Origin of the sequence: Burkholderia stagnalis, from assembly GCF_902830275.1 — a bacterium.
Classification (GTDB): Bacteria; Pseudomonadota; Gammaproteobacteria; order Burkholderiales; family Burkholderiaceae; genus Burkholderia; species Burkholderia stagnalis.
Genome location: NZ_CADESW010000005.1, coordinates 199,142 through 225,389 on the forward strand (window position 1 = coordinate 199,142; position 26,248 = coordinate 225,389).

The window sequence follows — 26,248 nt, forward strand, 5'->3', positions numbered from 1 at the left end:
GCGCGCGCGGCGCGAAGCGGCGTCGTGCGCTTCGCGCCCGACGGCGCCGCTTCGGGTCGGCAAGCGCCTGCGCGTTCGTGCGCCGCTAACGTACGCGTCATGTCCGACTCTCGACAGGAACGGCGGCGATGGCCGAAGAGAAAACCGAAGAGCCTTCCGAGCGGAAGCTGAAGAAAGTTCGCGAGAAGGGCCAGGTCGCGAAGAGCAAGGACGTCGCCGACGCGGTGACGCTCGCGGCCGTGATCGGCGTGCTGAGCGCGGGCGAATCGTTGCTGTTGGGCGGCCTGACGCGCACGATCCGCACGGCGCTCGATTTCGTGAATGGCGATCGCACGCCGCAGGCAACGTTCTCGGCGCTGCACGACCTTGCCGCGAGCGCCGCGCTGACGATGCTGCCGTTCGTCGCCGCCGCGATCGTCGCGGGCATCGTGTCGCAGGCGCCGCAGGCGGGTTTCATGATCACGCTCGAACCCGTGATGCCGAAGTTCGACGCGATCAACCCGATGGCGGGGATCAAGAAGATCTTCTCGATGAAGTCGCTGATCGAGCTCGTCAAGATGATCGTCAAGGCGATCGTGCTCGCGTGCGTGATCTGGAAGCTGATGACGTCGCTGTTCCCGCTGGTCGTCGCGAGCGTGTACGAGGCGACGCCGCAACTGTCGCGCGTGCTGTGGACCGTGCTGATGAAGCTGCTGGGCGTGGTCGCGCTGGTCGTCACGGTGTTCGCGGCGGCCGACTACAAGCTCGCGCGCGTGATGTTCATCCGCGACAACCGGATGACGAAGGAAGAGACGAAGCGCGAGCACAAGGAGAGCGAAGGCGATCCGCACACGAAGGGCGAGCGCCGCCGGCTCGCGCGCGAGATCGCGACCAGCGCGCCGGCGCGGCAGAAGGTCGGGCAGGCGAACGTGCTGGTCGTCAACCCGACGCACTACGCGGTCGCGATCCGCTACGCGCCCGACGAGCATCCGCTGCCGCGGGTGATCGAGAAGGCCGTCGACGACGGCGCGCTCGCGCTGCGCCGCCACGCGCATGCGCAAGGCGTGCCGATCGTCGGCAACCCGCCCGTTGCGCGCGCGCTGTACCGCGTCGAGCGCGACGCGGCGATTCCCGAAGAACTGTTCGAGACGGTGGCCACGATCCTGCGCTGGGTCGAATCGGTCGCGGGCACGCGCGCCGATGCCGCCGTCGCTCCCATCGCGAGGTCGTCATGACGCTGAAAACCCTCAAACTTCCCGCCGGCGGCGAGGTCGGCATCACGATGCTGATCGTCGCGATCGTCTCGCTGATGATCCTGCCGCTGCCGCCCGAAGTGATCGACGTGCTGCTCGGCATCAACATCGCGATCAGCGTCACGCTGCTGATGGTGACGATGTATGTCGGCAGCATCGTGTCGCTGTCGGTGTTTCCGTCGGTCCTGCTGTTCACGACGCTGTTCCGGCTGTCGCTGAACATCGCGTCGACGAAGTCGATCCTGCTGCACGCGAACGCGGGCGACATCATCGAAAGCTTCGGCGAGCTCGTCGTCGGCGGCAATCTGGTGGTGGGCCTCGTCGTGTTCCTGATCATCACGACCGTGCAGTTCATCGTGATCGCGAAGGGCTCGGAGCGGGTGGCCGAAGTCGGCGCGCGCTTCACGCTCGACGCGATGCCCGGCAAGCAGATGAGCATCGACGCGGACTTGCGCGCGAACATCCTGACGCCCGACGAGGCGCGCCGCAAGCGCGCGACGCTCGCGAAGGAGAGCCAGCTGCACGGCGGGATGGACGGCGCGATGAAGTTCGTGAAGGGCGACGCGATCGCGGGGCTCATCATCACGCTCGTCAACATCGTCGCGGGCATCGCGATCGGCGTGATGTACCACGGGATGACGGCCGGCGACGCGGCGAACCGCTTCTCGATCCTGTCGGTGGGCGACGCGATGGTGTCGCAGATTCCGTCGCTGCTGATCTCGGTGGCGGCCGGCGTGATGATCACGCGCGTCGCCGACGATCACGACGAAGGCGACGGCGCGTCGCTCGGCTCGGAGATCGCGAAGCAGCTCGGCGGCAGCCATCGCGCGCTGTATTTCGCGGCGGTGCTGCTGGTCGGCTTCGCGGCGGTGCCGGGTTTTCCGGCGATGCTGTTCGTGCTGCTGTCGGCGATGCTGGCGTTCGCCGGCTACCGGCTGCAGAAGGGCGCGCGCCGCACGACCGCGCGCGGCGAGCCGGTGATCGCGCTGCAGCGCGCGGGCGCGAAGAGCAGCACGCCGTCGATCCTGCCGCGCGCGCCGCTGTTCACCTGCGCGATCGGCGTGCGGGTGTCGCCGGATCTGGTCGCGCGGCTCGCGCCCGCCGCGCTCGATCGCGCGTTCGACGAGGAGCGCGCGAAGCTGCAGGAGGAGCAGGGGCTGCCGTTTCCGGGCATCACGCTGTGGACCAGCGACGCGCTGCCCGACGCGACCTGCGAGATCCTGATGCGCGACGTGCCGCAGGCGCGGTTCGAACTGCCCGCCGACCAGACGATGCTGCCCGACGCGGCGTCGGACCCGGCGCTCGCCGGCCGCTGCACGAAGCGCGGGCCCGCGGGTGGCCTCGCCGAGAGCTATTGGATCGACGACAAGGCGGTGCCGGCCGGCGCGCGCGCGTGGCGCGCGGAGCAGGTGATCGCGCACGAGACGATCGCGCTGCTGCGGCGCAACGCGCACCTGTTCCTCGGCATCCAGGAAACCCAGTGGATTCTCGACCAGCTCGGCATCGACTATCCGGGGCTCGTCGCCGAAGTGCAGAAGGCGCTGCCGACGCAGCGGATCGCCGACGTGCTGCGCCGCCTGCTCGAAGAGCACATCCCGATCCGCAACGCGCGCGACATCATGGAGAGCCTCGTCGCGTGGGGGCCGAAGGAGAAGGACATGCTGATGCTCGCCGAATACGTGCGCGGCGACCTGTCGCGCTACCTCGCGTATCGCGCGTCGCGCGGCACGCGGCAACTGCCGGCCGTGCTGCTCGACCTGCCGGTCGAACAGCATATCCGCCAGTCGATCAAGCAGACGCCCGCCGGCAACTTCCTCGCGCTGCCGCCCGAGCAGGTCCGCTATCTGGTCGACAGCGTCGCGTCGTTCGTCGGCGAGACGCCGCGCCACGACGTCGCGCTCGTCACGTCGATGGACGTGCGCCGCTACACGCGGCGGATGATCGAGGCGCGGCTCGGCTGGCTGCCGGTCTATTCGTACCAGGAGCTCGGCGACCAGGTCGAGCTGCAGCCGGTCGGCCGCGTGACGATGCCGTCGGCGGCGCCGGCATGAGCGCCGCCGACCTGAGGCCCGTGCGGATCATCGCGGGCGAGCCGGTGGCCGAAGCGGGCGGATCGCCGACGGCTGCGCGCGCGGCCCGGCGCGGCTTCGACTATGCGCAACTGCTGCGGCGCTCGCGCGTCGCGCCGGCCGGCGAACGCGCATCGGCCGGCGACGAGCGGTGGCGCGATGCATCGACGCCGTGGCGCGACGGCCCGCCGCCGTCGTTCGAGCGGAACCCGGACGCATTGCCGGACGCGCTCGGGCGCGAAGCGATGGCGCGCGCGTGCGCGGGTTCCGATGCGTTCGTCAATCAGGTGTTCGCGCAGCGCGAGCGGATGGTGCGCGTGGCCGAGACGCTCGCGGCCGAGATCGCCGCCCTGTGCGGCGACGACACGGCGGGACAGTGGGACATCAGCCTGCCGCTCGATGCGGCGCTGCTGCCGGACACGCTGCTGCATCTGGTTCTTTCGCGTTTCGACTTGCGGCTTCGGTTCGAGACGCCGGACGCGGCGACGCGGCACTTACTCTGCACGCATGGCGCGACGCTGCATGCGCGACTCGACACGCTGCTCGCGCATCACGGCACGCCGCGCACGATCGAGATCGACGTCGACTGAGCGCGCGCAACCGAACCCGACCAATCGCGACGATGGATACCGAGCCGATCGAACTGGAACCCGACACCGCAGCGCCGCGCGATATCGATGCCGCACTGCCGCTGCCCGCATGCAGCGCGTTCGACGCGGCGCTCGCGCGCATCGTCGCCGACGCGCGGCTCGCCGCGTGGCTCGCGCGCTTCCCGGCGATGTCCGGCTGGCGCGCGGCGCTGGACGAGCGGCCGCGCTTCGAGCGCCCCGGCGTGCTGGAGCTGCGGCTGAACGGCGCGACCGCGCGCGTCGCGATCGATCTCGCGGCGTTTCCGGCGCTCGACGTCGTGGCCGCGCCGGCGCTCGACGCGCGCGGCGATGCCAGCGTGTCGCTGCGCACGGCGCTCGCGTCGGCCTTGCTCGCGCCGCTCGTCGCCGCGTTCGCGGCGGCGGGGCTCGACGGCGTGACGATCGGCGGGCTGCGCGCCGTGAATGCGGCGGCGCTCGACGCGGCCCGCTGCGTGCTGTCGTTCGCGCTCGACGGCGCGCCGATGCGCTGCGCGCTGCTCGACGCACAGATGCCGTGGTTCGACGCGCTCGCGGCCCGGCTGCGCGGCGAGCGGACACATGACGCCGCGGGCCTGCTCGCGCGCGTGCGCCTGCCCGGCCGGGTGCGGCTCGGCTCGCGCAGGCTGCCGCTCGCGGTGCTGCGCAGCCTGCGGCCGGGCGACGTGCTGCTGGATCTGGCGCCGGCCGCGCTCGGCGCCGCGCGGGCGGGCCCGCTGCACGCATGGTGGGGCGCGCGTCGCGCGACGCAATGGCATGCAACCGTTCTGATCGAGGGAACCACGATGACGATGATCGATACACCCGATACCGCCGACGATCTCGACGAGCCGATCGTCGCGGGCGACCTGCCGGCGGATTCGCCCGCAGATTCACGAGCCGATTCACAGGCCGATACGCCGGACGCCGATACGCCGGGCGCCGCGCCCGAGCGGGCGAGCCTCGGCGACGTCGACCTGCCCGTGCACGTCGAGATCGACACGCTGTCGCTGTCGATCGCCGAGCTGGCCGCGCTGCGGCCGGGCTACGTGCTCGAACTGCCGCTCGCCGCGCGCGACGTGCCGGTGCGGCTCGTCGCATACGGCCAGGCGATCGGCGGCGGCCGGCTCGTCGCGGTGGGCGCGCATCTCGGCGTGCGGATCGACCGGATGGCAGGCGACGATGGTTCAGTTTAACGACATCACCGGCCTGCTGATCGCCGTGCTCGTGATGAGCATGGTGCCGTTCATCGCGATGGTGGTCACGTCGTACGCGAAGATCGTCGTCGTGCTCGGCCTGCTGCGCAACGCGCTCGGCGTGCAGCAGGTGCCGCCGAACATGGTGCTGAACGGCATCGCGATCCTCGTGTCGCTGTACATCATGGCGCCGATCGGCTTCGCCGCGCAGCAGCAGCTGCAGGGGCAGGCGCTGTCGCCGCAGCCGACGCAGGCGATGCTGCAGGCGTTCGGCGCGGCGAAGGAGCCGTTCCGCCAGTTCCTCGCCGCGCACTCGCGCGAGCGCGAGAAGCGCTTCTTCCTGCGCTCCGCGTCGGTGGTCTGGCCGAAGGCCGCGGCCGCGCAGCTGCGCGAGGACGACCTGATCGTGCTCGCGCCCGCGTTCACGCTCGCGCAGATGACCGACGCGTTCCGCATCGGCTTCATCCTGTACATCGCGTTCATCATCGTCGATCTCGTGATCGCGAACGTGCTGATGTCGATGGGGATGAACCAGGTGCAGCCGACCAACGTCGCGATTCCGTTCAAGCTGATGCTGTTCGTCGTGATGGACGGCTGGTCGACGCTCGTGCACGGCCTCGTGCTGACCTATGCCTGAATCGCCATTTCCGTTTCCCGATCCCGAGGAGATTCATCGATGGACATCGACGACCTGATCCGGCTCACGTCGCAAGGCATGATGCTATGCCTATACATCTCGCTGCCCGTCGTGCTCGTCGCGGCCGCATCCGGGCTCGCGATCTCGTTCCTGCAGGCGATCACGTCGCTGCAGGAGCAGAGCATCTCGTACGGCGTGAAGCTCGTCGCGGTGACGGTGACCGTCGCGGTCGCCGGGCCGTGGGCGGCCGCCGAGATCCTGCATTTCGCGCAGCAGCTTCTTTCCGCGGCGGTGCCGTCGTGAGCCGCGTGACGCATGCGAGTGCGCAGGCGATTCACGCGCCGAAGCCCGATCCGCGGCGACGCCGGCCGGTGCGCGCGCGCACCGCGACCACCTATGGCAAGTACGGCACGCGCTTCACTTATTCGAACGGCTATCAGGCGATCGCGCTCGCCGCGCGCAACCAGATGCTCGCGAAGCTCAAGCCGCGCCCGAAGACGGCCGCGGCGGGCTCGCGCCGGCGTCGCCGCGCCGAGAGCCAGGACGAATCGTTCGACGGCGGCGACGAATCGACGCTGCCGCATGCGCACGTCGCGCCGCATGACGAGCACGACCGGCATTCGGGCGGGCAGGGCGGCGGCCGGCAGCAGCGCGATCAGGACGAGCGCGACGGCGAACAGGGGACGGTCGCTGTGCTGCCGCGCGTGCGCATGGCGCGGGCGCGGCCGGCTTCCGCGCCTGCACCCGCGCAGCGCGCGCTGAGCGACATCGCCCGCACGCTCGCCGATGCGGCGCAGCGCGAGCATGCGCTGCGGCACCTGTGGGCCGACACGCTGCTCCAGCTCGGCCGGCGCGTCGATGCGCAGCCCGGCGCGCACGTCACGGCCGCGCTGCTGAATCACCAGGCGGATCTGCTCGCCGCGCGCCTGCGCAGCGGCCCGTTGACGCCGATCGGCTGGAGCGGCGTCAAGCAGGTGCTGCTCGACGCGATGCAAAGCGCGGGCGGCGCGCCGCGCGATGCGTCGATCGCGCGCAGCGAGCGCGCGCGCACGCACTATCTGTTGCTGCCGCTGCTCGTGTTCAACGCGGAGCGTCCGTCGACGAGCCCGCAGCTCGCACGCGCGATCGCGGGCGTCGAGACGCTGCGCGGCGGCGTGTCGGTCGCGCAGCGGCCGAATGCGTGAGCGTCGCGGCGCTTCGCAAATGCGGCGATGAATTCGCATGACGAAGCAACTGCGAGGCCGCATCGAACTATTCTGGCTACATGGACGAACGATGCAGTGCGATCGATTCGGCCGACGCAAGTGAACCGCACCACGCAACGTAAAGGAGCCACCGATGAAGCTGCTGCGAATCCTGACCGGGCTGCACGCCGGCGCGGAAATCGCGCTCGACGCGGGCGAGCACCGGATCGGCGCGGGCGAGGACGCGGAGATTCGCATCACCGACTGGCGCGACGGCGATCTGCTGCTGTCGATCGATGCGCAGGGCGTGACGTGCGCGCGGCGCGCGACGCCGGTGCCGCCGGAGACGGCCGCCGATCCGTTCGACGCGGACGGCTCGCCGCTGCTGATGCTCGACTTCGTGCCGGTGCCGTTCGGCGAGACCGCGCTTTGCGTCGGGCCGGCCGACGGCGCGTGGCCGGGCGATCTCGAACTGCTCGCGACGCTGTGGGCGCCGCCGCCCGGCGCCGATGCGGCGCGGCGCGGCGCGCAGCGCAAGCTCGCGGCGTGCGCGGCGGCAGGCGGCGCGCTCGTCGCCGGGCTGCTCGCGATGGGCGCGATGCTGGCGAGCGCGCATCCGGGTGCGCCGCCGCCGGTCGAGACCGCCGACGCGCTCGCGAATCGCCTGGGCGCGGCGCTCAAAGGCGCGGGCTACGCGGAGCTGCATGCCGCGCCGCGCGGCGCGATGGTCGCCGTCACCGGGATGGTCGCGACGCCCGCCGACGATCTGGCCGCGCGCAAGCTGCTCGACCGGCTCGCCGCGCACCGCGTCGAGCGCCAGTACGACGTCGCGCAGGACGATGCGCAGAGCATCGGCGAATCGCTTGGCGTGTCGGGCGCGACGGTCGCGTATGCGGGGCAGGGGCGCTTCCGGGTGTCGGGCGTCGTGCCGGACGTCGCGCGGCTGCGCGCGGCGGTCGAGCGGGTGCGCGCGGACGTCGGGCCGAACGTGCGGGCGATCGACGTCGATGCGCACCAGTCCGGCGATGCGCCGGTGCCGGTCGCTTACTCGGGGATGCTCGAGATCGGCGACGTGCGCTACATCGAGACGCCGGACGGCGTGAAGCATGTGTTTGCGGGCGCGCCGGCTGACGGCGCGCCGGACCTCAACTGACAGGAGAAGCAGCATGTACGAAGCATTGGAACAGGCAGCGGACGCATGCGGGCCGCTCGAGCAGGCGCTTGGCGCGCCCGACGGGGCGATGCGGATCGGCACGCTGCGCCAGGCGCTCGGCGAGACGGCCGAGCGGGTGAGCGCGGCCACCGCGCAGGCGGCGAGCGATTTCGATCGCGATGCGATGCAGAAGATCTATCGCGGGCTGCTGGCGGCGCAGCGGATCGTCGCGACGCTGCACGACGCGAACATGACGGCCGCATAGCGGCCACGGTTTCGCCGCGCGCTGCGCGGCAAAAAAGCGGCGAGTCGCCCGGTCGGGCGGCGGGCCGGATCTTTGTCAACGCGTGAACGAATCACGCACATTCAGGAGAGTAATCATGTCGGCATTGGTAGGCGGTGCACTGGGCGAAATGACCAAGGACACGATGGCAGGCATCGCGTTTTCGAAAGCGGCGACGAAGCTGCAGCAGATGCAGGAAATGACGAAGGCGGAAAACGACGTGAAGAAACAGGCGACGAAGATGGTCTCCGACGCGTCGAAGCCGGCGCAGTAAGCCGGTTGCCGTTCGGCATCGTGTTGTCCGGCCGGCGCGCGAGCGCCGGCTGGTTTCTTTTCGGCAGCCGGATACCGGGGTGGAACGGTCATGAGTTGGGAACGTTATGTGCAGGTCATCACGGAGGTGTGCGCGATCGTCGATCTGCCGGACGTCGAATACGTGCTCGAGACGCGCACGATCGACGTCGAGGGCTTCGATGTGCGCATCGAGTATTTCGACGAGGATCCCGAGTCGATGTACGTGAACTTCCATTTCGGGATCGTCAGCGCGGGCCGCACGCTCGCGGTGTACCGGCTGCTGCTCGAGGCGAACCTGTTGATCTACGCGCAGGACCAGGCGCAGCTCGGGATCGACGCGGATACGGGCAGCATCGTGCTGCTGATGCGGCTGCCGCTCACGCCGGACGTGACGGGCGAGACGGTCGCCAACCTGTTCGCGCACTACGCGGAGCACGGCCGCTACTGGCGGCAGAACATCATCGAATCGGGCGACGAGATGTTCGGCGGCATCGCGTCCGGCGAATACTTCTGGCTGCGGGTGTAGCGGCAAGCGCGTGGCGGCCGGCGCGCTCGATGAGGAGACGCGACTGGCGATCCCTGCGGGTAGCCCAATCGTAACGGAACGTCACAAACTGCTGCGCGGATCCGGCGCGAACGAGACGATAGCGGCACGCATCCACGCGCTGCGCCCCGTACCAAGCGGCGGCACGGCGCGCGGATCGAGCCCGAACCCTTCGTATTCGAACCCGCTTGCCGAGAGGATCCGCCATGTTTTCGACACTCTATTTCGCCGCCGCCGCCGCGCTCGCCAATCCGTCGTCGACCGACGCCTATCCGGCGCGCGTGCTCGACGGCCGCTTCGCCGACGCGGCCGCGCTCGTCGCCGCGCGCTGCGAAGCCGAGCCGGGCGATGCGGCCGCCGACGTGCGCGATGTTCACGCGTACGCGGACATCCAGCTCGTGCTCGGCCGATTCGAGGAAGCCGAGGAAACGTTCCGCCGCGCGCAGAAGCTGCTGCGCGATTCGCGCGACCAGACGCGCGTGATGACCTGCCGCAACGCGAGCTGGCAGGCGTTCTTCCAGAACCGCTTCGGCGTCGCGCAGGCGGGCTTCCGGCGGATCGCCGACGATCGCGCGGCGAGCGCCGCGCAGAAGCTCGAGAGCCTCGTCGGCGAGTGCGTCGTCATGCATCATCTCGGCCGCGCCGAGGACGCGATGGCGGCGCTCGACGTGCTCGACGCCGCCGCCCGCGACGCCGATCCGCGCTGGCAGCCGCTCGCGGGCGCGCTGCGCGCGGACTTGCTGCTGCAATACCGGATCGGCCGCGCCGATGCGCTCGGCGACCATGTCTACTGGCGCTCCGCGCTCGCCGATATGCCGTTGTCGGCGTTCGCGGAAACCGCTGCGCCGGCGGCGGGCGCCGATGCGCTGCCGCTGCTGCGGATGCGCGTCGACTACCTGCGGCAGGCGTGCGCGCTCGCATCCGGCGACCACGCGGCGCTCGCGCAGATCGACGCGCACGTGAGCTGGTGCGCGAAGGCCGGGCTCGTCGATTACCAGCGCAGCGTGCGCCTGGAAGTCGCGCTCGCGGCGCTCGCCGGCCAGGCGCCGAATCTCGCGGACACGATGATCGCGCCGTATCGCGACGCGGCCGGGCGCTGCGGCTCGCACGTGCGCTGGACGCTCGACTACCTGTATTGCGCGGCGAAGGTGCGCGAGCAGCAGGGGCGGATTCGCGAATCGTCGTCGCTGTATGCGCGTTATGCGCTCGCATCGGTGCGGCACGTGCGCTCGGACGGCGCGGCGCTGGCGCCCGCGCTCGCAATCGCGCGCTGCGGCACGCAGGCGGCCGCGCCGAGCGACGACGTCAGCGCGCGGCTGCCCGGCAAGTACCGGCGCGCGTATCGCTACCTGATGGAGCGGCTCGACCAGCGCGACCTGTCGGTGCGGGAGATCGCCGCGCACATCGACGTGACCGAGCGCGCGCTGCAGGCGGCATTCAAGACCTATCTCGGGCTGTCGCCGAGCGAGCTGATCCGGCGCCAGCGGATGGAGCGGATTCGTGGCGAGCTGCTGTCCGATGCGCCGGGCGCGGCGAGCGTGCTGGAGGTCGCGAGCCGCTGGGGTATCCAGCATCGGTCGACGCTCGTCAACGGCTATCGGCGCATGTTCGACGAAGCGCCGTCGCAGACGGCCGGCCGTTGAGGATGCAGGCGGCGATGCCTGGCGCGTCGCCGCATCGCTTCGGTGTCGCGGGCACGCATTACGACGACACCGCCTTCCTGATCATGTCGATCAGCTTCATCCTGAAGCTGTTGACCATCTCCGCCACCGCCAGCAGCTGTTTCGCGAAGCCGACTGCGCGCTGCATCTCGATCGCCTGCCGGGTCTCGTGCTCGATCTGCTGGGGGCTCGGCATGCCGGATGCGGCGAATGCCGGCGTACCAGGGGCGCCGTGCGATCCGTGCGCGGCCCCGAACGGCGCCGGTTGCGCGTGTGCGGGGCCGGTTGCCTGCGGCGCGTCGCTCAGATCGATGAGATGGCCTTCCTGCGCGTGGGTGGGATGCAGCACGGTCGGTTGCAGAACCGGATGATGTGCGACTGCCTGCAATTCGTCGGGTGTGGCTTCGAGCAGTGACGGCGGCGTTCCGGCGGGCTTGGGCGTCGAAGGCGCGTCGCTCAGGTAGATGAGGTTGCCTTCGTGTGTGGGCGCCGAATGAAGCGCGGTCGGCTGCAGAACCGGATGATGCGCGACCGCCTGCAATTCATCGGGTGTCGCTTCGAGCAGTGACGGCGGTGTTCCGACGGGCTTCGGCGTCGAAGGCGGATCGCTCAGGTCGATGAGGTTGCCTTCGTGCGCGTGGGTGGCATGCAGCACGGTCGGTTGTAGAACCGGATGATGCGCGACCGCCCGCAATTCATCGGGTGTTGCTTCGAGCAACGACGGCGGCGTTCCGGTGGGCTTGGGCGTCGCCGGCGGATCGCTCAGGTCGATAAGGTTGCCTTCGTGCGAGGGCGCCGAATGAAGCACGGCCGGCTGCAGAACCGGAATATGTGCGACCGCCTGCAATTCGGCGGGCGTGGCTTCGAGCAGCGACGCCTGCTTGTCGGCGGGCTTCGGCGGCGATTGGGTTTTTGACGCATCGGAACGGACCGCCGCCGATGACGACTGGCTGGACGGCACGGCGCCGCGCTTGTGCGACATGCGCGCCCGCTGCACCGGATTGCCCGACGACGTCAGCCCCGGCGGCTTGGCGCGGATCGCGTTGCTCCGCTTGAGCGTGACCGCGCTGTTCGCGCCTCCGGACAGGCCGACGCGGTCGGCTTGACCCGCGTCCGTGGTGGTCGGTACGGACCGGGCGTCGGTTCGAATCACGATACGGCTCCTGTAGAAATGCGTGTGCCGCATGTCCCGTCGAGCGACGGGCAGGGTCGGCGCACGGTGGCACTGTACGGGGTCGGTGCGCCGCGGGCGGCCGCGGCGCGAAGCGGCGCACCCGCGCGCGAACGTCGCGGACATCGCGAACGTCGTCGGCGCGGCGCGCACGATCGCGATTCGCGCCCGTCACCGCGTCTTCGCATACACGCGGCGCACCCGCGCGCCGGCACCCGACAATCGACGCGTCCCTTCCCTGAACCGGAGCCCCCGATGAACGCCATCCGTCCGCCCGAGCTGATCGAAACCGATCGCCTTCACCTGCGCCCGCTCACCGACGACGACGCCCCCGAAGCCTTCGACGCGCTGTTCGGCGATCCGGCGACGACGCTCGATCTGCCCTGGCCGACGCATCGCAGCGTCGATGAAACCCGGGCAAGCATCGCCCGTCTCGCCGACGGCTGGCGCAGCGGCGCGTTTTTCTGCTGGGGGCTGTTCGAGAAGCGCGACGGCCGCCTGATCGGCACGCTCGAACTGCACGGCCGTTTGCCGCGCATGGAAATCGGCCTCGTGACGAGCTTCGCGCCGGGGCGGGTGCGTACGCGGGCATGGTCGGAGATGCTGCGCAGCTTCCTCGACTGGCTGATCGCGCAACCCGGCGTTTACCGGATCGAGGCGTTCTGCTCGGTGACGGGCCGCGCCGCGCCGTTCATGCCGAAGCTCGGCTTCGTTCGCGAGGGCGTCGTGCGGAACTATGAGGCGCGTCCGAATCTCGGGATGAGCGCGGGCGACAGCTACCTGTTCGCGATCACGAAGGCGCCGATGCCGTTGGGCGAGGGCGCGGCGGCGCACGACGCGCAGGCGTCGGAGAAGCGTGCGGCGTGAGCAGCCGGCGGCTCGGGCGGGCACCCTCGAACGGGGCGTGACCGCGAGCATCCGCGCGTGCGCCGGCACCGTGCGCCGCCGATGTCGAACGATCCCGCCCGTTTCGATGCATCCGCTTCACTCCATCCCGCTCGCGTGCACATGCCGCGCCCACTGGTAGCGATCGAGCCGCAGCAGTAGCGAGATGCGCGCGGCGACGTCGTCGTCGTGCATGCGGGCGCCTTCCGCGAGCGCGTCCACTTTCAGGAACCGGCCGACGAGCACCGTCGACGCCCGATCCCCCGACAGCACCACCGTCTGCGCATAGCGCCGCCAGTCGTCGTCCTGCAATGCATACAGGCACCAGCTCTGCAGCGCCGCGCACAGCGGCGTGCCGCGCTCCTGGTCTTCGAGCGTGCGCAGGATGTGCAGCGCGCCGATCCAGTCGCGCCGGCTGATCCGCAGCCGCACGTCGCACAGGTCGATCGCGGCGTTGCGCGGCTGCAGCACACGCAGCGCGAGCAGCAATTCGTCGAGGTCGGCGTGCGCGCTGGCGCGCAGCCCGGCCGAATAGACCGAGAGCAGCGCGCGCAAGGCGGCCTTGTTGCACGGTTTGATCGCCATGTCGGTGCGATGCGTCGAGTAGAGATGATCCGTCGACGATGATCGCCGCCATGCGCGCGCGCGCGGCCGGCGCGTGCGAAGCGGCGTCATCCGTGACGAAGCGCGGCGTGGCGCGCCGCCGCGGCAAGCGCGCCACGGCCGATCGTTTCGGACGCCGCGACGCCGCTTCGCGCGCGGCGCGGCGTCCGCGCACATGCTGCCTAAGCTTGTCGTCGAACCGCGGGCACACGAAGGCCGCGCGCGTTCCTTTCCCTTTCCCTCAATCGATGCACATTCATAGCGAGACGGTCATGAGCGTTAACGGCATTTCGAACCATGCCCTCAATCCGGCGCAGTACCAGTCGTCGAAGCCGACGAGCAGCCGCGATCAGAAGATCGACGAACTGCTCCACGAAATCGAGGAGCTGCTGATGCAGGACGATTCGGGCGACGGCGACGACACGAGCGTCGGCGACGATTCGTCCGGCAACACGCCGACGGGCGGCAACACGCCGACGGGGGGCCACAGCCCGACGAACCACACGACGACGGGCGGCAAGCCCGGCGAGGACATGCGCGACGTGAAGCTGAACACGAAGGCAGGCGGCGAGGCGCTGCACCTGAAGATGGACTCGCAGGGCAACCTGTACAACGGCAGCGGCAATTCGGTCGGCGTCGTCGACAAGGACGGCACCGTGAAGCTGAACTCCGGCGCGACGAAGGAACTGGAGCGTCTCGAGACCGGCGGCAACCCGTTGATGAACGCGAACGTCGGCAAGCGCGGCGCGGGCGGCAACATGGAGTTCACGCAGGACGAAGTGACGGTGAGCGCGGGCGACATCGACCAGAAGGCCGACTTCTGATCGTGCGGGCGACGCGGCACGGCGGCACTGGACAAGCGCTTTCGAATCGGGTCACACTGCGCGCTTGCGCCGCCGCGCCGCGGCCCGTCCAATCATTCGCGGACCATGACGTCCGCCGGAGCAGAACGTGAGCGTGCCGCCACGGGCCGATGCCCGGATCTTCGACGTGATGCAGGCCAGGCAGGCATGGGGCACGCTCGCGCTCGACCATGACGGCGCGATTCTCGCGGCCACCGCGCGTGCGCACGCGCTGTTCGGCCGCACGCTGCCCGCCGGGCTGCCGCTGCGCGCGATGCTCGGCGATGCGGCGAGCGCGGCGCTCGCGGATGCCGCCGCGCTGTTCGACGCACTCGAACAAGGATTCGAATTCGAAACCGACGATGCGATCCTGTGGTTGACGCTGCAGCGGGTCGAGCACGATCCGGAGATCGCCGCGACGGTCACGGTGGCCGATGTCACGCCGCTGCGGCGCGCGCTCGACGAGCGCGTCGCGTCGCTGCGCTTTCTTGCGCACGACCTGCGTTCGCCGCAGAATTCGATCCTCGCGCTGACCCAGCTCCACGACGCCGATCCGGACGCGTTCGCCGCGTGCGGCGGCCTCGGGCGGATCGAGCAGCTCGCGCGGCACGCGCTGCTGCTCGGCCAGGACTACCTCGTCGCGTCGGCGGCGGACGATCTCCGGCAACGGCATTTCGTGCGCTTCGACCTGCGCACGATGCTGCGCGAGCTCGTGCCGAAGCTCGAAGTGGGCGCCGTCTATCGCGGCGTCGCGCTGCAGCTGTGGCTCGACGACGCCACGCCGCTGTGGCTGCGCGGCGCGCGCGTGTTCGTCGCCCGCGCGCTGCAGAACCTCGTCGACAACGCGGTGCAGGCGTCGCGGCAGGGCGCGCGCGTCGAGATCCGGCTGCACGTGCGCGACGCGCACGCGGAAGTGACGATCCGCGACTGGGCCGGCGGCCTGCCGGGCCTCGTGCCGGATGCGCGCATGACCGATTTCGCGCCGCTCGCGAAGCGCGGCTCGATGGGCTTCGGCCTCGGGCTGCAGCTCGCCGCGCAGGTGGCGGCCGCGCATGCGGGCACGCTGTATGCCGAATCGAATCGCGGCGTCGGCACGACCTTCGTATTGCGCGTGCCGATGCTTGCGCCGGCGTCCGCCCACGATGCGCCGCCGGCCGTGCCGGAAGGCGTCGCGCGCTGGCGCGCAAGCGTCGCACCGGACGGCTGAGCGCGCGCGTTTTTTCTTTTTCGCTTGACGACCCCTATTTCCACGATGTCCGAACCGAACATGCAGCGCAACGTGCAGCAGCCCAAGCAGATCGTCGTCGTCGAGGACGATCCGGTGCAGCGCACGCTGCTCGTCACCTGGCTCAAGGCCGAGGGCTACCGCGTCGAGGCGTTCGACGACGGCCTCGACGCGCGCCGCTTCCTCGGCGAGAGCTGGGCCGACTTGCTGCTGCTCGACTGGGATCTGCCCGGGATGACGGGCGAGCGGCTGCTCGCGTGGGTGCGCGGCCGCGCGCGCTCGATCGTCCCCGTGATCTTCCAGACCGTGCATTCGGACGAAGAGGACATCGTGAAGATCCTCGACGCCGGCGCGGACGATTTCCTCATCAAGCCGCTCGAAAAACAGACGCTGCTCGCGCGCGTGCGCGCGCTGCTGCGGCGCTTCGCGGCGCTGTCGGTCGACAGCGGGCGCATGCAGCTCGGCGGCTACACGCTGTCGCGCGCGACGCTGAGCGTGTCCGACGGCAGCGCGTCGCATGCGTTCAGCGCGAAGGAGTTCGACATCCTGTGGCATCTGGCCGAGCATCCGGGCACCGTCGTGCAGCGGCAGGACCTGCTGCGGCTCGTGTGGGGCGCGGAAGCGAACGCGCAGACCCGCTCGGTCGACATGTACGTGAGCCGGCTGCGCAGCCGGCTGAAGGCGGCGGGCCTCGGCTGGGCCGTGCAAGCCGCTTACGCGACCGGCTATCGGCTGAACCTGGGCGCGGACGCGGAACCGGCGGATCGCGCATCGTGACGCGGCGTGCGGCCGCATCGGCTGCCGCGCTGGCGCTGGCGCTCGCGGGCCATGCGCCCGCGCTGCACGCGGTGCCGCTCACGTGGCCGCTCGCCCGCTTCGACTATCGCGTCGGGCCGGTGAACGCCGCCGACGCGTTGAGCGAGCTGAGCCGACGCTCGGGCGTCGCCATCGACATCAAGACAGACACGCCGTGCCGGTTCGACGCGCGCGACGCGCTGCCGCCGCAGCGTTTCGTCGACCGGGTCGCGCAGGCGTGCGGGCTCGCGTCGTACTACGACGGCGCGGTGCTGCAACTCGTCGCGCCCGCTGCGTTCGAGCGCGCGGCCGTGCGGCTCAACTACGCGACGCTGGCCGAGCTGCGCGCGACGCTCGCGCGGCAGCGGATCGCCGATGCGCGCTGGCAGCCCGGCTACGACGACGCGGCGCGGATCGTGCGGGTTGCCGGCCCGCCGCGCTATGTCGCGCTGGTGTTGTCCGCCGCGCGCGCGCTGGACGAGGCCGCGCAGGCGCGCGTGCGCACCGAGACGCGCGCGTTCCGGCTGCGCACGCGCACGGCGGCCGATCGGCTCGTGAGCGGCGAAGGTGACGATGCGCCGCTGCCGGGCCTCGCGACGCGGCTGCGCCGCCGGTTCGAGCAGGACGGCCTCGCGCCGCGCGCGGTGCCGGGCGTGCGCGAATTCACCGCGACGCTGCCGATCGTCGACGCGGACGCACGCTCGAACACCGTGCTGATCCGCGACGTGCCCGCGCGGCTCGCCCGCGACGCGCGACTCGTCGCGCAGCTCGATACGCTGCCGGCACCGATCCGGATCGATGCGTTCGGCGCGACGCTGGCGCCCGCCCGGCTCGATGCGCTCGGGCTGCGGTGGCGCGACGGCACGCAGGCGGCCGGCGCCCCGCGCGTCGCGATCGCGCCCGCACCGGACGGCTGCGCGCCGGCCCGTGCGCGCATCGCCGAACTGGCCGCGCGCGGCGACGCGTCGATCGACGCCGACGGCTCGACGCTCACGCTGCCCGACGGCAGCGCCGATTTTGGCCGGTTGCGGCAGGCGTTCGTGCCGTCCGGCGACGGCGATGCGCGCTCGCTCGACGCGCAGCGCAACGGCTTCGCGATGCGCATCACGCCGCACGAAACCGCGCAGGCGGGCCGCTACGCGCTCGACCTGCGGATCGTCGAGCGCTGGGCGAGCGGGGGCGCGCCGTCGCGCGACACGGTGTCCGACGTGACGCTCTCGGCAGGAGAATGCGCGGCGCTCGCGCTGCCGCCCGCCGACGGGCGCGGCGAGCAGCGGCTCGTCCTGGTGACGCCGCGCGTTGCGCCGCCGCCCGCCAGCCCGGTCGCCCGTGCGCCGGACACCGCGAAGCCCGCGCCGCGCACGCATGCGCCGTCACGCGCGCATCCGGCGGCCGGCCTCGGCCTCAGCACGCAAACGCGCCTGCTCGGCAATTGATGCCAATTTCGCTCATTATTAAAACGGCGATCGCGCACGATTTATACGCACGATCGAGCGCGACTTTTTAAATTAATGCGGCCGGTCAATTAACGTGCGATCCGTGCGTGTTTATCTGATTTTTTTTCGTTTTTAGATCGGCGATAAAAATGCCGGCCCGGCTGCGTACGTCTATCGATTAACAATGGACTGCATCATTTCATTCAGTTCGAGCCGATTGTAAGTCGCCCGTAATGCGTCCTTCGCCGTGATCCGGTTGCGGGCCGCGAGCGCGGCGAGATCGTCGTTCAGCGAGCGCGACATGTTGTCCTCGCGGCGCCGCAGGAACTCGTTGACGAGGTGCAGCTTGGCCGGATCCGCGATCAGCTTTGCGACCTGGTTGTTGTTGTTGAACAGCAGCTCGCTCGCGAGCACGAGGCTTTCGCCGTCCGCGCTCGGCACGAGGCTCTGGCAGACGATGCCGATCAGCGATTCGGCGAGCGCGACCGCGTGCCGGTCGCGCTGCTCGACCGGAAAGAACGACAGCAGCTTGTTGAGCGCGCTGACCGCGCTGCCCGTGTGCATCGTCGCGAGCACGAGATGCCCGGATTCGCCCGCCTGCAGCAGCGTGTCGGCCGTCTGCGCGTCGCGCACCTCGCCGACCATCACGACGTCCGGCTTCTGCCGCAGCGCCTCGCGCAGCCCGTGCGGGAAATTCGGCGTATCGGTCGGCACTTCGCGTTGCGAGATGATCGACTGGCGGCGCTCCAGATAGTATTCGATCGGCTCCTCGATCGTGACGATATGGGTGTTGCGCGTCGCGTTGATGTGCTCGAGCAGCGACGCGATCGTCGTCGTCTTGCCCGAGCCCGTCGGGCCGGTGACGAGGATGATGCCCTTCGTGTTGTCGAGCATCGAGCGCACGTAGACGGGCAGGCCGAGTTCCTCGAGGGGCAGCGGCTTGAGCGGCAGGCGGCGCATCGAGATCACGATCTTGCGGCCGCCGCCTGCGCGATATACGTGGCAGCGCAGCCGGCAGCGCGTGAGGACGAACGGGCGGTCGAGCGTGCCCTGACGCAGCGCGCTCTCCCAGTGCTCGTCGATGGCGTCGAGCAGCGGCCGCATGTCGTCGAGAAGCACCGGTTCGTCGCTCGTCTCGACCCAGCCGCGCGGCGTCTTGATCGTGACGGGGCGATCCTGCTCGATGTGGATGTCGGTGAACATCTGCTTCAGATCGATCAGGCCGAGCACTTCGCCGGCGAGATCGCGCAGCGGGGCGGCAGCATGCTGGTTCATCTTGATGGCGATTCGAGTGATTGAAAAGGACGGCGCATTACGCGCGGGCGGGAAATTTGAATGGTCTATTCAATTTTGCACGCAAACTAGCTTTTGTCAAACTGTTCGGGGTATATTTGCCGCGCAATAATCACTTCAATAATGCGACTGCGTGCGTAGACCTATTATGTACAGCCGCGCTAATCCCGGGTCCGGAAAGCCCATTGAGGCCGCGCAGGCGGCCCGAGGCGCCGGACACGACATCCGGGGTCATCGGGCGGCAAAGCGCGGGGCCAGCGGCGCACGGCAGCAGTCGAGTAACGAGGACAATCATGATGCACGGCGCTACGGTCGCCGCGGCCGCGTTCATCGCGTTCGCGCTTCTTGCAACCGATTGCGCGGCGAGCGGCACGCCCGCCGGCACCGAGCCGGCACCGGCCAGCCCATTTGCCGAGCGCTTCGATCACGCGCCGCTGACCGCGCAGCGCGGCGACGTGCCGCGGGCGGCGCAGGCGCAAACGCAGGCGCAAACGCAGGCGCAAACGCAAACGCAGGCGCAGGCGCAGGCGCAGGCGCAGGCGCAGGCGCAGGCGCAGGCGCAGGCGCAGGCGCAGGCGGGCGCCACGCCAGCCCCGGCCACGCGGCCCGTGCCGCCGCCCGTGGCGAACCTGCCCACCTGGGACGTGCGCGCCTCCGACGGCACGATTCGCGGCGTTTTGTCGCGCTGGGCGCGCACGGCGGGCTGGCAGCTCGTGTGGGACGCGCCGGTCGATTTCAGCATCGATGCGCAGGCGACGCTGCGCGGCTCGTTCGAGGACGCGCTGCAGGCGCTCGTCGCGAGCCTCGGCCGTACGTCGACGCCGATCCAGGCGATTCTTTATCAAGGCAATCATGTGTTGCGCGTCGTCGCGCAAGGAGCGGGCTGATGCGCATCTTTCTCGCCATTTCGTTATTAGCCGCCGTGCTGCTGGGCGGCTGCACCGGGCTGCGCAGCGGCATCGAACGGGATACGCAGCGCGATTCGAATGAATCCGGCGCGCTCGTGAAGCGCGCACTCGACGGCGACAACAGCGTGCATGCGCTGTCGCCCGTCGTCGTGAACGACGGGCTGTGGGTATCGGCGGGCACCGTCAAGCTGCAGCACGGCGAACAGCTGCCGTCGCTGTTCGACGAGCCGGCGTCGTTTGATCGCTCGGTCTCTTCGTTGTCCGAATTCGCCGAGCAGATCACGCGGCTCACGCAGGTGCCGACCCAGGTCGCCGCCAGCGCCCAGCAGGCGGCCGCGCGTTCGCAGCAGGGCGGCGGCGCGGACGGCGCCGCGCGCAGCGCGCCCGCGTTCCTCGACGCGGCGGGCGGGCGCTCGGTGCCGCCGCTGCCGCCCGGCATGCCGGGCGGCGCATCGTCCGGCGGCGGCAACGCGGGCGGCGGCGGCGCAGGCGGCGGCACGTCGTTCGCGCCGGCGCGGATCCTGTACACGGGCGGCACGCTGCGCGGCCTGCTCGACGCGGCGTGCGCGCGCTTCGGCGTGTTCTGGAAATACGAGCAGGGCGCGATCCGCTTCTTCTTCACCGATACCCGCACGTTCCAGGTCAACGCGATTCCCGGCGATTCGTCGCTGAACGCGTCGGTCGTGAGCGGCGCGACGAGCGACGGCACGTCGGGCGGTTCGCAGTCCGGCGGCTCGGGCGGCGGCACGAACGGCGGGAATGGCAATACGTCGGGCCTCACCGCGAACAACACGGCGAACACCGCGGTGAATTCGCAGCTGTCGGTGTTCAACGGCCTGCAGAGCGCGATCCAGTCGATGCTGTCGCGCTACGGCAGCTCGGTGTCGTCGCCGGCCACCGGCTCGATCTCGGTGACGGATACGCCCGACGTGCTCGAGCGCGTCGCCACGTTCATGACGCAGCAGAACCGCTCGCTGTCGCGGCAGGTGATGCTGAACGTGACCGTGCTCAGCGTGTCGCTGAAGGCGGGCGACGCGTACGGGATCGACTGGAGCCTCGTCTACAAGACGATGTCGGCGAGTTTCGGCATCACCAATCCGTTCAAGCCGGCGGCGCTGACGTCGCCCGCCGATCTCGCCGCGACCGTGCTCAGCCCGACGAGCCGCTTCAACGGCACGAAGCTGCTGATCCGCGCGCTGTCGCAGCAGGGCACGGTGCGGCGCAAGACGTCGGCGTCGGTCACGACGCTCAACAACCAGCCGGTGCCTGTGCAGGTCGCGACGCAGACGGGCTACCTCGCGTCGGTGTCGACCACCAACACCGCGAACGTCGGCTCGTCGACGGCGCTCACGCCGGGCACCGTGACGACCGGCTTCAACATGACGCTGCTGCCGCACGTGCTCGACGACGGCACCGTGATGCTGCAGTTCTCGACCAACATCTCGTCGCTGCTCGAGCTGAAGGACGTGTCGAGCAGCACGGGCAGCGGCGCGACGCGCATCCAGACGCCCAACGTCGACATGCGCAACTTCCTGCAGCGGGTCGCGATGAAATCGGGCGAGACGCTCGTCATCAGCGGCTACGAAGGCGCGAACGATTCGCTCGACGAGCGCGGCGTCGGCACGCCGAAGATGATCGCGCTCGGCGGCGGCTACGAGGCGCAGCGCCAGCGCGAGGTGATCGTGATCCTGATCACGCCCGTCACGCAGCGCGGCGGCGCCTGACGGAGCCGGCGATGAGCGCGCAGGTGATTCAAATCGGCCGCCAGCGCTTTGTCGGCGGCCTGTTCTGGCAGTCGCTGTCGAGGCGCAACGAGCTGCGCGCCGAAGCGGTCGAGCTCGCGAAGAAGCTGAAGTTCGACCTGATGGTGCTGCGGATCGATCGCGGCGTCGCGGCGGCCGGTTATGCGAACACGCGCGACGGCTTTGCGCCCGGGCATCTGTCGCTCGGCGCGATGGTGTCGCGCGCGATCGCGCTCGAAGGCGCGTTCTACAACGGCCGCCGCCAGCCCGCGCCGAACTGGCTCGGCGCGTTCGCGCTGCCCGACGGGCGCTGGGCCTACTTCGCGGTGCGCGACCACGCGTTCATGCCGAACGGCGACTGGGTCGGCACGCGCGACGAAGCGCTGGAACGGCTGCATACCGACTATGCGTGGGGCGGCTGGAACGTCGTGATCGGCGAGCCGGAGCTCGAGAAGCAGGGGTTCCAGAATTTCCAGCCCAAACGCCTCGACGAACTGCTGCCGCGCCGCGGCGGCCGGCCGCGCACCGAGCGCTGGTGGGCGCTGCGGCCGGTCGAGCGGCGCCTGTCGCCGCGCGCCGCGCTGATCGCGGCGACGGTCGTGTGCGTCGCGGCCGGCGCGGGGTTCGCGTATTGGCACCATCGCACGAAGGTCGAGGCCGAGGAACGCGAGGCGGCGCTCGAACGCGTGCGCGCGGAGCTCGCCGCGCGGCAGGCGAAGGGCGGCCCGATCGCACACCCGTGGGCGACGCTGCCCGACGCGGTCGGCTTCGCGCGTGCGTGCGCCGCAAGCTTCGGCCGGCTCGCGCCGGGCGGCTGGCAGCTCGACCGCTACGAATGCACGCCGGGCACCGCGCACTATGGATGGGCGCGCAACGGCTCGAACGTGCGCTACCTGCTCGCCGTGGAGCCCGACGCAATTGTCGACACCGACGGCGAACGCGCGTCGCTCGACGTGCCGCTCGTCGCGCCGGCCGCGGGAGACACGCCGCTCGTCGACGATTCGGCTGTCAGGACGCAACTTCTGTCGCGGCTCCAATGGCTCGATGCCGCCGCTAAACTCGACGAGCTGCTTCCCGGCCAGGCGTCGCAGGCGCAGCTCGCGAATCTCGCGCAGCAGGCGGCCGCCGCGACCGCGTGGCGCACGTACCGGCTCACCGCGAACCTCGGCGGCGTGGCGCCGCCCGAGTTCGTGCGCGCGATCGACGTGCCGGGGCTGCGCGTGCAGCGCATCGCTTACCAGAACAACCAGTGGACTCTCGAAGGAGTGCTCTATGCGAAATAGTCGTGTCCGAACGACGTGCGTGCTGGGCCTGGCGTTGCTCGCCGGCGCCGCGCGCGCGGCGGGGCCCGCGTCGCTCGACGACAGCGGCGCGACCGCCGCACGGCTCACGCAGCTGCAAAGCGAGACGGTGCTGCTGCAGGCGCAGCTGAAGAAGCTCGAGACACAGCAGCAAGTGATCGAGCGTACCGCGCAGCTCGCGCGTGTGCTCGGCGGCGGCGCGCCGCCTGCCGGGCAGTTCACGGTGACGGCGATCGAAGGCGTCGGCAAGCGCGCGTTCGCGACGCTGCGGATGAACGGCGGCGCGGAATTCGAGGTGCAGCGCGGCGACGCGCTGCCGGACGGCGGGCGCGTCGTCGCGATCGAGCCGCGCGCGGTCGTCGTGTCGAATCGCGGGCGCACGGTGCGGCTGTCGACGGCGTCGCCGTCGTCTTCCTATGCGGGCAATCCGCCGCTGCCGGCCGACGCGGCGCCGCCGCTGCCGACGCAGCCCACCCTGCCGGCGAGCGGTTCATGAGCCGGGGCGCGCATCGACCCGAGCCGGCGTTCGCGCATGCGACGCCGCCCGCCGCCCCCGCCGCGCAGCCGCGTGCGGTCAGCGAAGCGGGCGACTTCGCCGCGAGCGTCGAGGAGCGCAAGTTCGTCTGCCTGTTCGACGACGGGCGCCTGCTGATCGCCGACGGCCACGAGATGAACCCGTTCGTGCTGTCGTATCGCGCGCGGCTCGACCGGATGGGCCGGCCGTACCGGCCGACGGCCGCGACGCTGACGCAGGTGCGCGAGGCGTACCGGCAGCATGTCGCGGGCGGCGGCGAGCGGCTCGATCACACGGTGATGCAGGTGCTCGCGAAGGAGCTGATCGGCCGCGCGTGCCGCGAGCGCGCGTCGGACATCCATATCCGCGTGCGCCGCTTCAGCACCGAGGTCTACTTCCGGATTCACAACGAGCTCGCGCGCGTGAACGAGCACACGCGCGAGCACGGCGAGCGGCTGCTCGCGACGCTGTACGGCGCGATGACGACCGTGTCCGACAACAGCTACCGGCCGAGCGAGCGGCAGGACGCGAGCATCGGCGATCGCGACAAGCTGCCGGACGACCTGTACGGCGTGCGGATCGCGACGACGCCGACGAGCGACGGCAGCCTGATGGTGCTGCGGCTGCTGTACAACGATGCGGGCGACTCGACCGATCTCGCGGCGCTCGGCTTCGCGCCCGAGCACGTGGCTGCGTTCCGCGCGCTGCGCGCGCAGCCGCACGGGATGAACATCATCAGCGGCCCGACCGGCTCCGGCAAATCGACGACGCTGCAGCGCATGCTCGCCGCGCAGATCGACGAGTCGCGCGGCAGCCTGCACGTGATCACGGTCGAGGATCCGATCGAGTATCCGATCGACGGCGCGGTGCAGACGCCGGTGGCGAATGCGCAGACGGAGGACGCGCGCGCGCTCGCGTTCGCGGCGGCGATCACGAACGCGATGCGGCTCGATCCCGACACGATCATGATCGGCGAGATCCGCGACCGCGCGTCCGGGCAGACGGCGCTGCGCGCATCGATGACGGGCCACCAGGTGTGGACGACGGTGCATGCGAACAGCGCGCTCGCGATCGCCGACCGCCTGATCGATCTCGGCCTGCACGCGCGGATGGTTACCGATCACACGGTGGTCTCCGGGCTCATCAGCCAGCGTCTCGTGAAGCTGTTGTGCCCGGATTGCAAGCTGCGGCTCGTCGATCATCCGGAGCGGATCGAGCCGGGCCTGTTCGCGCGGCTGCGGCTCGCGCTCGATGGAAGGCTGCACGACGTGTGCATCGCGGGCGACGGCTGCGAGCATTGCCGTTCGGTCGGCACGATCGGCCGCACGGTGGTGGCCGAAGTGATCCTGCCCGATGCGCGGCTGTTCGAATACCTGCGCGACGGCGACAAGGTCGGCGCGCTCGAATACTGGACTCGCACGCTAGGCGGGATGACGCTTGCCGAGCACGCGCTGCGCAAGGTCGCGGCGGGGCTCGTCGATCCGCGCGGCGTCGAGCGCATCGTCGGCACGCTCGCGCCGGTGGCGGGCGAGGCGCGGCAGCAGCTGTCGCTCGTCGGGCTGAGTTATGGCACTTGAGTTGAATCGCCGCTGGGCGAAGCTCAGCCTGAACGCCGACGAGCGGCTGCGCGTGTACCGCAAGGTCGCGAAGATGCTCGGCAACGGGCTGCCGCTGCTCAAGGTGCTCGAGGAGCTCGAATGGCGCGCGTCGCGCGAGGGCCGCAAGCCGCGCGAGCCGCTCGCGATCGTGCTGTCCGACTGGCGGCTTGCGGTGCAGAACGGCCGGATGCTGTCCGAGGCGATGGAAACGTGGGTGCCCGCGACCGAGCAGATGATCATCGCGGCCGGCGAGCAGGCGGGACGCATCGAGGACGCGCTCGCGTCGGTGGCCGACATCGTGCAGTCGGGCCGCAAGATCCGCCGCGCGGTGACGGGCGGCGTCGCGTATCCGGTCGGGCTGGTCGTGATGGTGATCGGCTACCTGTACCTGTTCGGCACGCACGTGATCCCCAAGTTCGCGATGATCGCCGATCCGACGCACTGGCATGGCGCCGCGCGCTCGCTGTACGTGATGTCGGAGTTCGTGCAGGGGTGGATGCCTGTGGTGGTCGTGCTGCTCGTCGCGGTGTTCGCCGCGCTCGCGTGGTCGCTGCCGCGCTGGCGCGGCCCGCTGCGCATCGTGGCGGACCGCGTGCCGCCTTATTCGATCTACCGGCTCGTCACGGGCAGCGGCTTCCTGATCGCGTTCTCGGCGCTGCAGGCGTCGGGCGTCACGGTCGAGAAGGCGCTGCTCAAGATCGGCGCGGTCGCGGGGCCGTGGCTGCGCGAGCGGATCGACGACACGCTGGTCGGCGTGAAGTCGGGCCTCAACGCCGGCGAGGCGCTGCTCAACGCCGGCTATCACTTTCCGTCGCGCGAGATCGTCGAGGATCTGTGCATCTACGCCGAGTACGGCGGCTTCGACGCGGCGCTCAAGATGCTCGCCGACGAATGGCTCGAAGAGGGCGTCACGCGGATCGCCGCGCAGATGCGCGTGCTGAACGGCATTGCGATCGTCGTGCTCGCGATGCTGATCGGCTGGCTCGTGACGGGCTTCTTCGGTATCCAGCAGGAAATCGCCGCGATGACGCGCGCGATGCATTGACGTCGCGCACTTTCAATTCAGGAGAAGACCAG

The 26,248-nt window shown here is 70.3% G+C and carries 26 protein-coding genes; 23 read left to right on the forward strand and 3 right to left on the reverse strand.

The genetic code is table 11. The features are described from left to right. Positions 1–128: 128 nt before the first annotated feature. From sctU to HWY45_RS11970, 12 genes are all read left to right on the forward strand, one after another. Positions 129–1,214: a type III secretion system export apparatus subunit SctU gene (sctU, locus tag HWY45_RS11915; RefSeq protein ID WP_059881454.1), complete on the forward strand. Its 1,086-nt coding sequence runs from the start codon at positions 129–131 to the stop codon at positions 1,212–1,214. Beyond that, on the forward strand, positions 1,211–3,283 hold the full coding sequence (gene sctV / locus HWY45_RS11920) for a type III secretion system export apparatus subunit SctV (RefSeq protein WP_059557862.1): 2,073 nt from the start codon (positions 1,211–1,213) through the stop codon (positions 3,281–3,283). Before sctU ends, sctV begins: the two co-directional genes overlap by 4 nt. Further along, on the forward strand, positions 3,280–3,891 hold the full coding sequence (gene sctP / locus HWY45_RS11925; protein WP_059881456.1) for a type III secretion system protein SctP: 612 nt from the start codon (positions 3,280–3,282) through the stop codon (positions 3,889–3,891). Before sctV ends, sctP begins: the two co-directional genes overlap by 4 nt. A 32-nt stretch (positions 3,892–3,923) precedes the next feature. Next, positions 3,924–5,102 (forward strand): type III secretion system cytoplasmic ring protein SctQ, encoded by a 1,179-nt coding sequence (sctQ, locus tag HWY45_RS11930; protein WP_059881458.1) that lies wholly within the window; start codon positions 3,924–3,926, stop codon positions 5,100–5,102. Beyond that, positions 5,089–5,739 carry a type III secretion system export apparatus subunit SctR gene (sctR, locus tag HWY45_RS11935; RefSeq protein ID WP_059557856.1) on the forward strand — a complete coding sequence of 217 codons (651 nt, stop codon included), beginning with the start codon at positions 5,089–5,091 and terminating at the stop codon, positions 5,737–5,739. Before sctQ ends, sctR begins: the two co-directional genes overlap by 14 nt. Positions 5,740–5,778: 39 nt before the next feature. Further along, positions 5,779–6,042 (forward strand): type III secretion system export apparatus subunit SctS, encoded by a 264-nt coding sequence (gene sctS, locus HWY45_RS11940; protein WP_059557854.1) that lies wholly within the window; start codon positions 5,779–5,781, stop codon positions 6,040–6,042. Next, positions 6,039–6,923, forward strand: coding sequence for a hypothetical protein (locus tag HWY45_RS11945; protein ID WP_059881460.1), 885 nt, complete (start codon positions 6,039–6,041; stop codon positions 6,921–6,923). Before sctS ends, HWY45_RS11945 begins: the two co-directional genes overlap by 4 nt. A 154-nt stretch (positions 6,924–7,077) precedes the next feature. Continuing rightward, on the forward strand, positions 7,078–8,076 hold the full coding sequence (gene hrpD5, locus HWY45_RS11950; protein WP_059881462.1) for an HrpD5 family protein: 999 nt from the start codon (positions 7,078–7,080) through the stop codon (positions 8,074–8,076). Between the two features lie 13 nt (positions 8,077–8,089). After that, positions 8,090–8,341: a hypothetical protein gene (locus HWY45_RS11955; RefSeq protein WP_059881464.1), complete on the forward strand. Its 252-nt coding sequence runs from the start codon at positions 8,090–8,092 to the stop codon at positions 8,339–8,341. Between the two features lie 115 nt (positions 8,342–8,456). After that, complete coding sequence (locus HWY45_RS11960) at positions 8,457–8,633, forward strand: hypothetical protein (protein ID WP_006762820.1); 177 nt, start codon at positions 8,457–8,459, stop codon at positions 8,631–8,633. Positions 8,634–8,723: 90 nt separating this feature from the next. Beyond that, entirely contained in the window at positions 8,724–9,179 is a 456-nt protein-coding gene (locus tag HWY45_RS11965) for a CesT family type III secretion system chaperone (protein WP_059810021.1), read from the forward strand. A 224-nt stretch (positions 9,180–9,403) separates the two neighbouring features. Beyond that, positions 9,404–10,840 (forward strand): helix-turn-helix transcriptional regulator, encoded by a 1,437-nt coding sequence (locus HWY45_RS11970; RefSeq protein WP_059881466.1) that lies wholly within the window; start codon positions 9,404–9,406, stop codon positions 10,838–10,840. Between the two features lie 58 nt (positions 10,841–10,898). On the opposite strand, the gene HWY45_RS37410 is transcribed toward HWY45_RS11970, so the two are convergent. After that, positions 10,899–12,011, reverse strand: a complete 1,113-nt coding sequence (locus tag HWY45_RS37410; protein ID WP_230946938.1) for a hypothetical protein — start codon at positions 12,009–12,011, stop codon at positions 10,899–10,901. Between the two features lie 273 nt (positions 12,012–12,284). Between HWY45_RS37410 and HWY45_RS11980 the strand changes: the two genes are divergently transcribed. After that, positions 12,285–12,896, forward strand: coding sequence for a GNAT family N-acetyltransferase (locus HWY45_RS11980; protein ID WP_059810026.1), 612 nt, complete (start codon positions 12,285–12,287; stop codon positions 12,894–12,896). A gap of 117 nt (positions 12,897–13,013) precedes the next feature. Here HWY45_RS11980 and HWY45_RS11985 read toward each other — a convergent pair whose 3' ends face one another. Further along, a complete protein-coding gene (locus HWY45_RS11985; protein WP_059557840.1) occupies positions 13,014–13,499 on the reverse strand; it encodes an HrpB1 family type III secretion system apparatus protein in 486 nt (161 codons plus the stop codon). Positions 13,500–13,789: 290 nt separating this feature from the next. Here HWY45_RS11985 and HWY45_RS11990 point away from each other — a divergent pair, with 290 nt between their 5' ends. The 4 genes from HWY45_RS11990 (at position 13,790) to HWY45_RS12005 (ending at position 17,815) form a co-directional block, all read left to right on the forward strand. Beyond that, positions 13,790–14,341, forward strand: a complete 552-nt coding sequence (locus HWY45_RS11990; protein ID WP_059881612.1) for a hypothetical protein — start codon at positions 13,790–13,792, stop codon at positions 14,339–14,341. A gap of 133 nt (positions 14,342–14,474) precedes the next feature. Then, a complete protein-coding gene (locus HWY45_RS11995; protein WP_059881614.1) occupies positions 14,475–15,566 on the forward strand; it encodes a sensor histidine kinase in 1,092 nt (363 codons plus the stop codon). A 45-nt stretch (positions 15,567–15,611) separates the two neighbouring features. Then, on the forward strand, positions 15,612–16,361 hold the full coding sequence (locus tag HWY45_RS12000) for a response regulator transcription factor (RefSeq protein ID WP_059810028.1): 750 nt from the start codon (positions 15,612–15,614) through the stop codon (positions 16,359–16,361). After that, a complete protein-coding gene (locus HWY45_RS12005) occupies positions 16,358–17,815 on the forward strand; it encodes a secretion protein (RefSeq protein WP_059881468.1) in 1,458 nt (485 codons plus the stop codon). The genes HWY45_RS12000 and HWY45_RS12005 overlap by 4 nt, the downstream gene beginning before the upstream one ends. Before the next feature lie 171 nt (positions 17,816–17,986). On the opposite strand, the gene HWY45_RS12010 is transcribed toward HWY45_RS12005, so the two are convergent. Further along, positions 17,987–19,090, reverse strand: a complete 1,104-nt coding sequence (locus HWY45_RS12010; protein ID WP_059557833.1) for a type IV pilus twitching motility protein PilT — start codon at positions 19,088–19,090, stop codon at positions 17,987–17,989. 311 nt (positions 19,091–19,401) lie between these two features. Here HWY45_RS12010 and HWY45_RS12015 point away from each other — a divergent pair, with 311 nt between their 5' ends. Genes HWY45_RS12015 through HWY45_RS12040 form a run of 6 tightly spaced genes read left to right on the forward strand, consistent with a single transcriptional unit; the run spans position 19,402 to position 26,216 of the window. Further along, positions 19,402–19,995 carry a toxin co-regulated pilus biosynthesis Q family protein gene (locus HWY45_RS12015; RefSeq protein WP_059881470.1) on the forward strand — a complete coding sequence of 198 codons (594 nt, stop codon included), beginning with the start codon at positions 19,402–19,404 and terminating at the stop codon, positions 19,993–19,995. After that, positions 19,995–21,740: a PilN family type IVB pilus formation outer membrane protein gene (gene pilN / locus HWY45_RS12020; RefSeq protein ID WP_059881473.1), complete on the forward strand. Its 1,746-nt coding sequence runs from the start codon at positions 19,995–19,997 to the stop codon at positions 21,738–21,740. Before HWY45_RS12015 ends, pilN begins: the two co-directional genes overlap by 1 nt. Positions 21,741–21,751: 11 nt before the next feature. Continuing rightward, on the forward strand, positions 21,752–23,041 hold the full coding sequence (gene pilO2, locus HWY45_RS12025; RefSeq protein WP_059881475.1) for a type 4b pilus protein PilO2: 1,290 nt from the start codon (positions 21,752–21,754) through the stop codon (positions 23,039–23,041). Next, positions 23,031–23,555, forward strand: coding sequence for a type IV pilus biogenesis protein PilP (pilP, locus tag HWY45_RS12030; RefSeq protein WP_059881477.1), 525 nt, complete (start codon positions 23,031–23,033; stop codon positions 23,553–23,555). The genes pilO2 and pilP overlap by 11 nt, the downstream gene beginning before the upstream one ends. Continuing rightward, complete coding sequence (locus HWY45_RS12035; protein ID WP_059881479.1) at positions 23,552–25,150, forward strand: GspE/PulE family protein; 1,599 nt, start codon at positions 23,552–23,554, stop codon at positions 25,148–25,150. Before pilP ends, HWY45_RS12035 begins: the two co-directional genes overlap by 4 nt. Next, on the forward strand, positions 25,140–26,216 hold the full coding sequence (locus HWY45_RS12040) for a type II secretion system F family protein (RefSeq protein WP_059557821.1): 1,077 nt from the start codon (positions 25,140–25,142) through the stop codon (positions 26,214–26,216). Before HWY45_RS12035 ends, HWY45_RS12040 begins: the two co-directional genes overlap by 11 nt. Positions 26,217–26,248 lie beyond the last annotated feature (32 nt).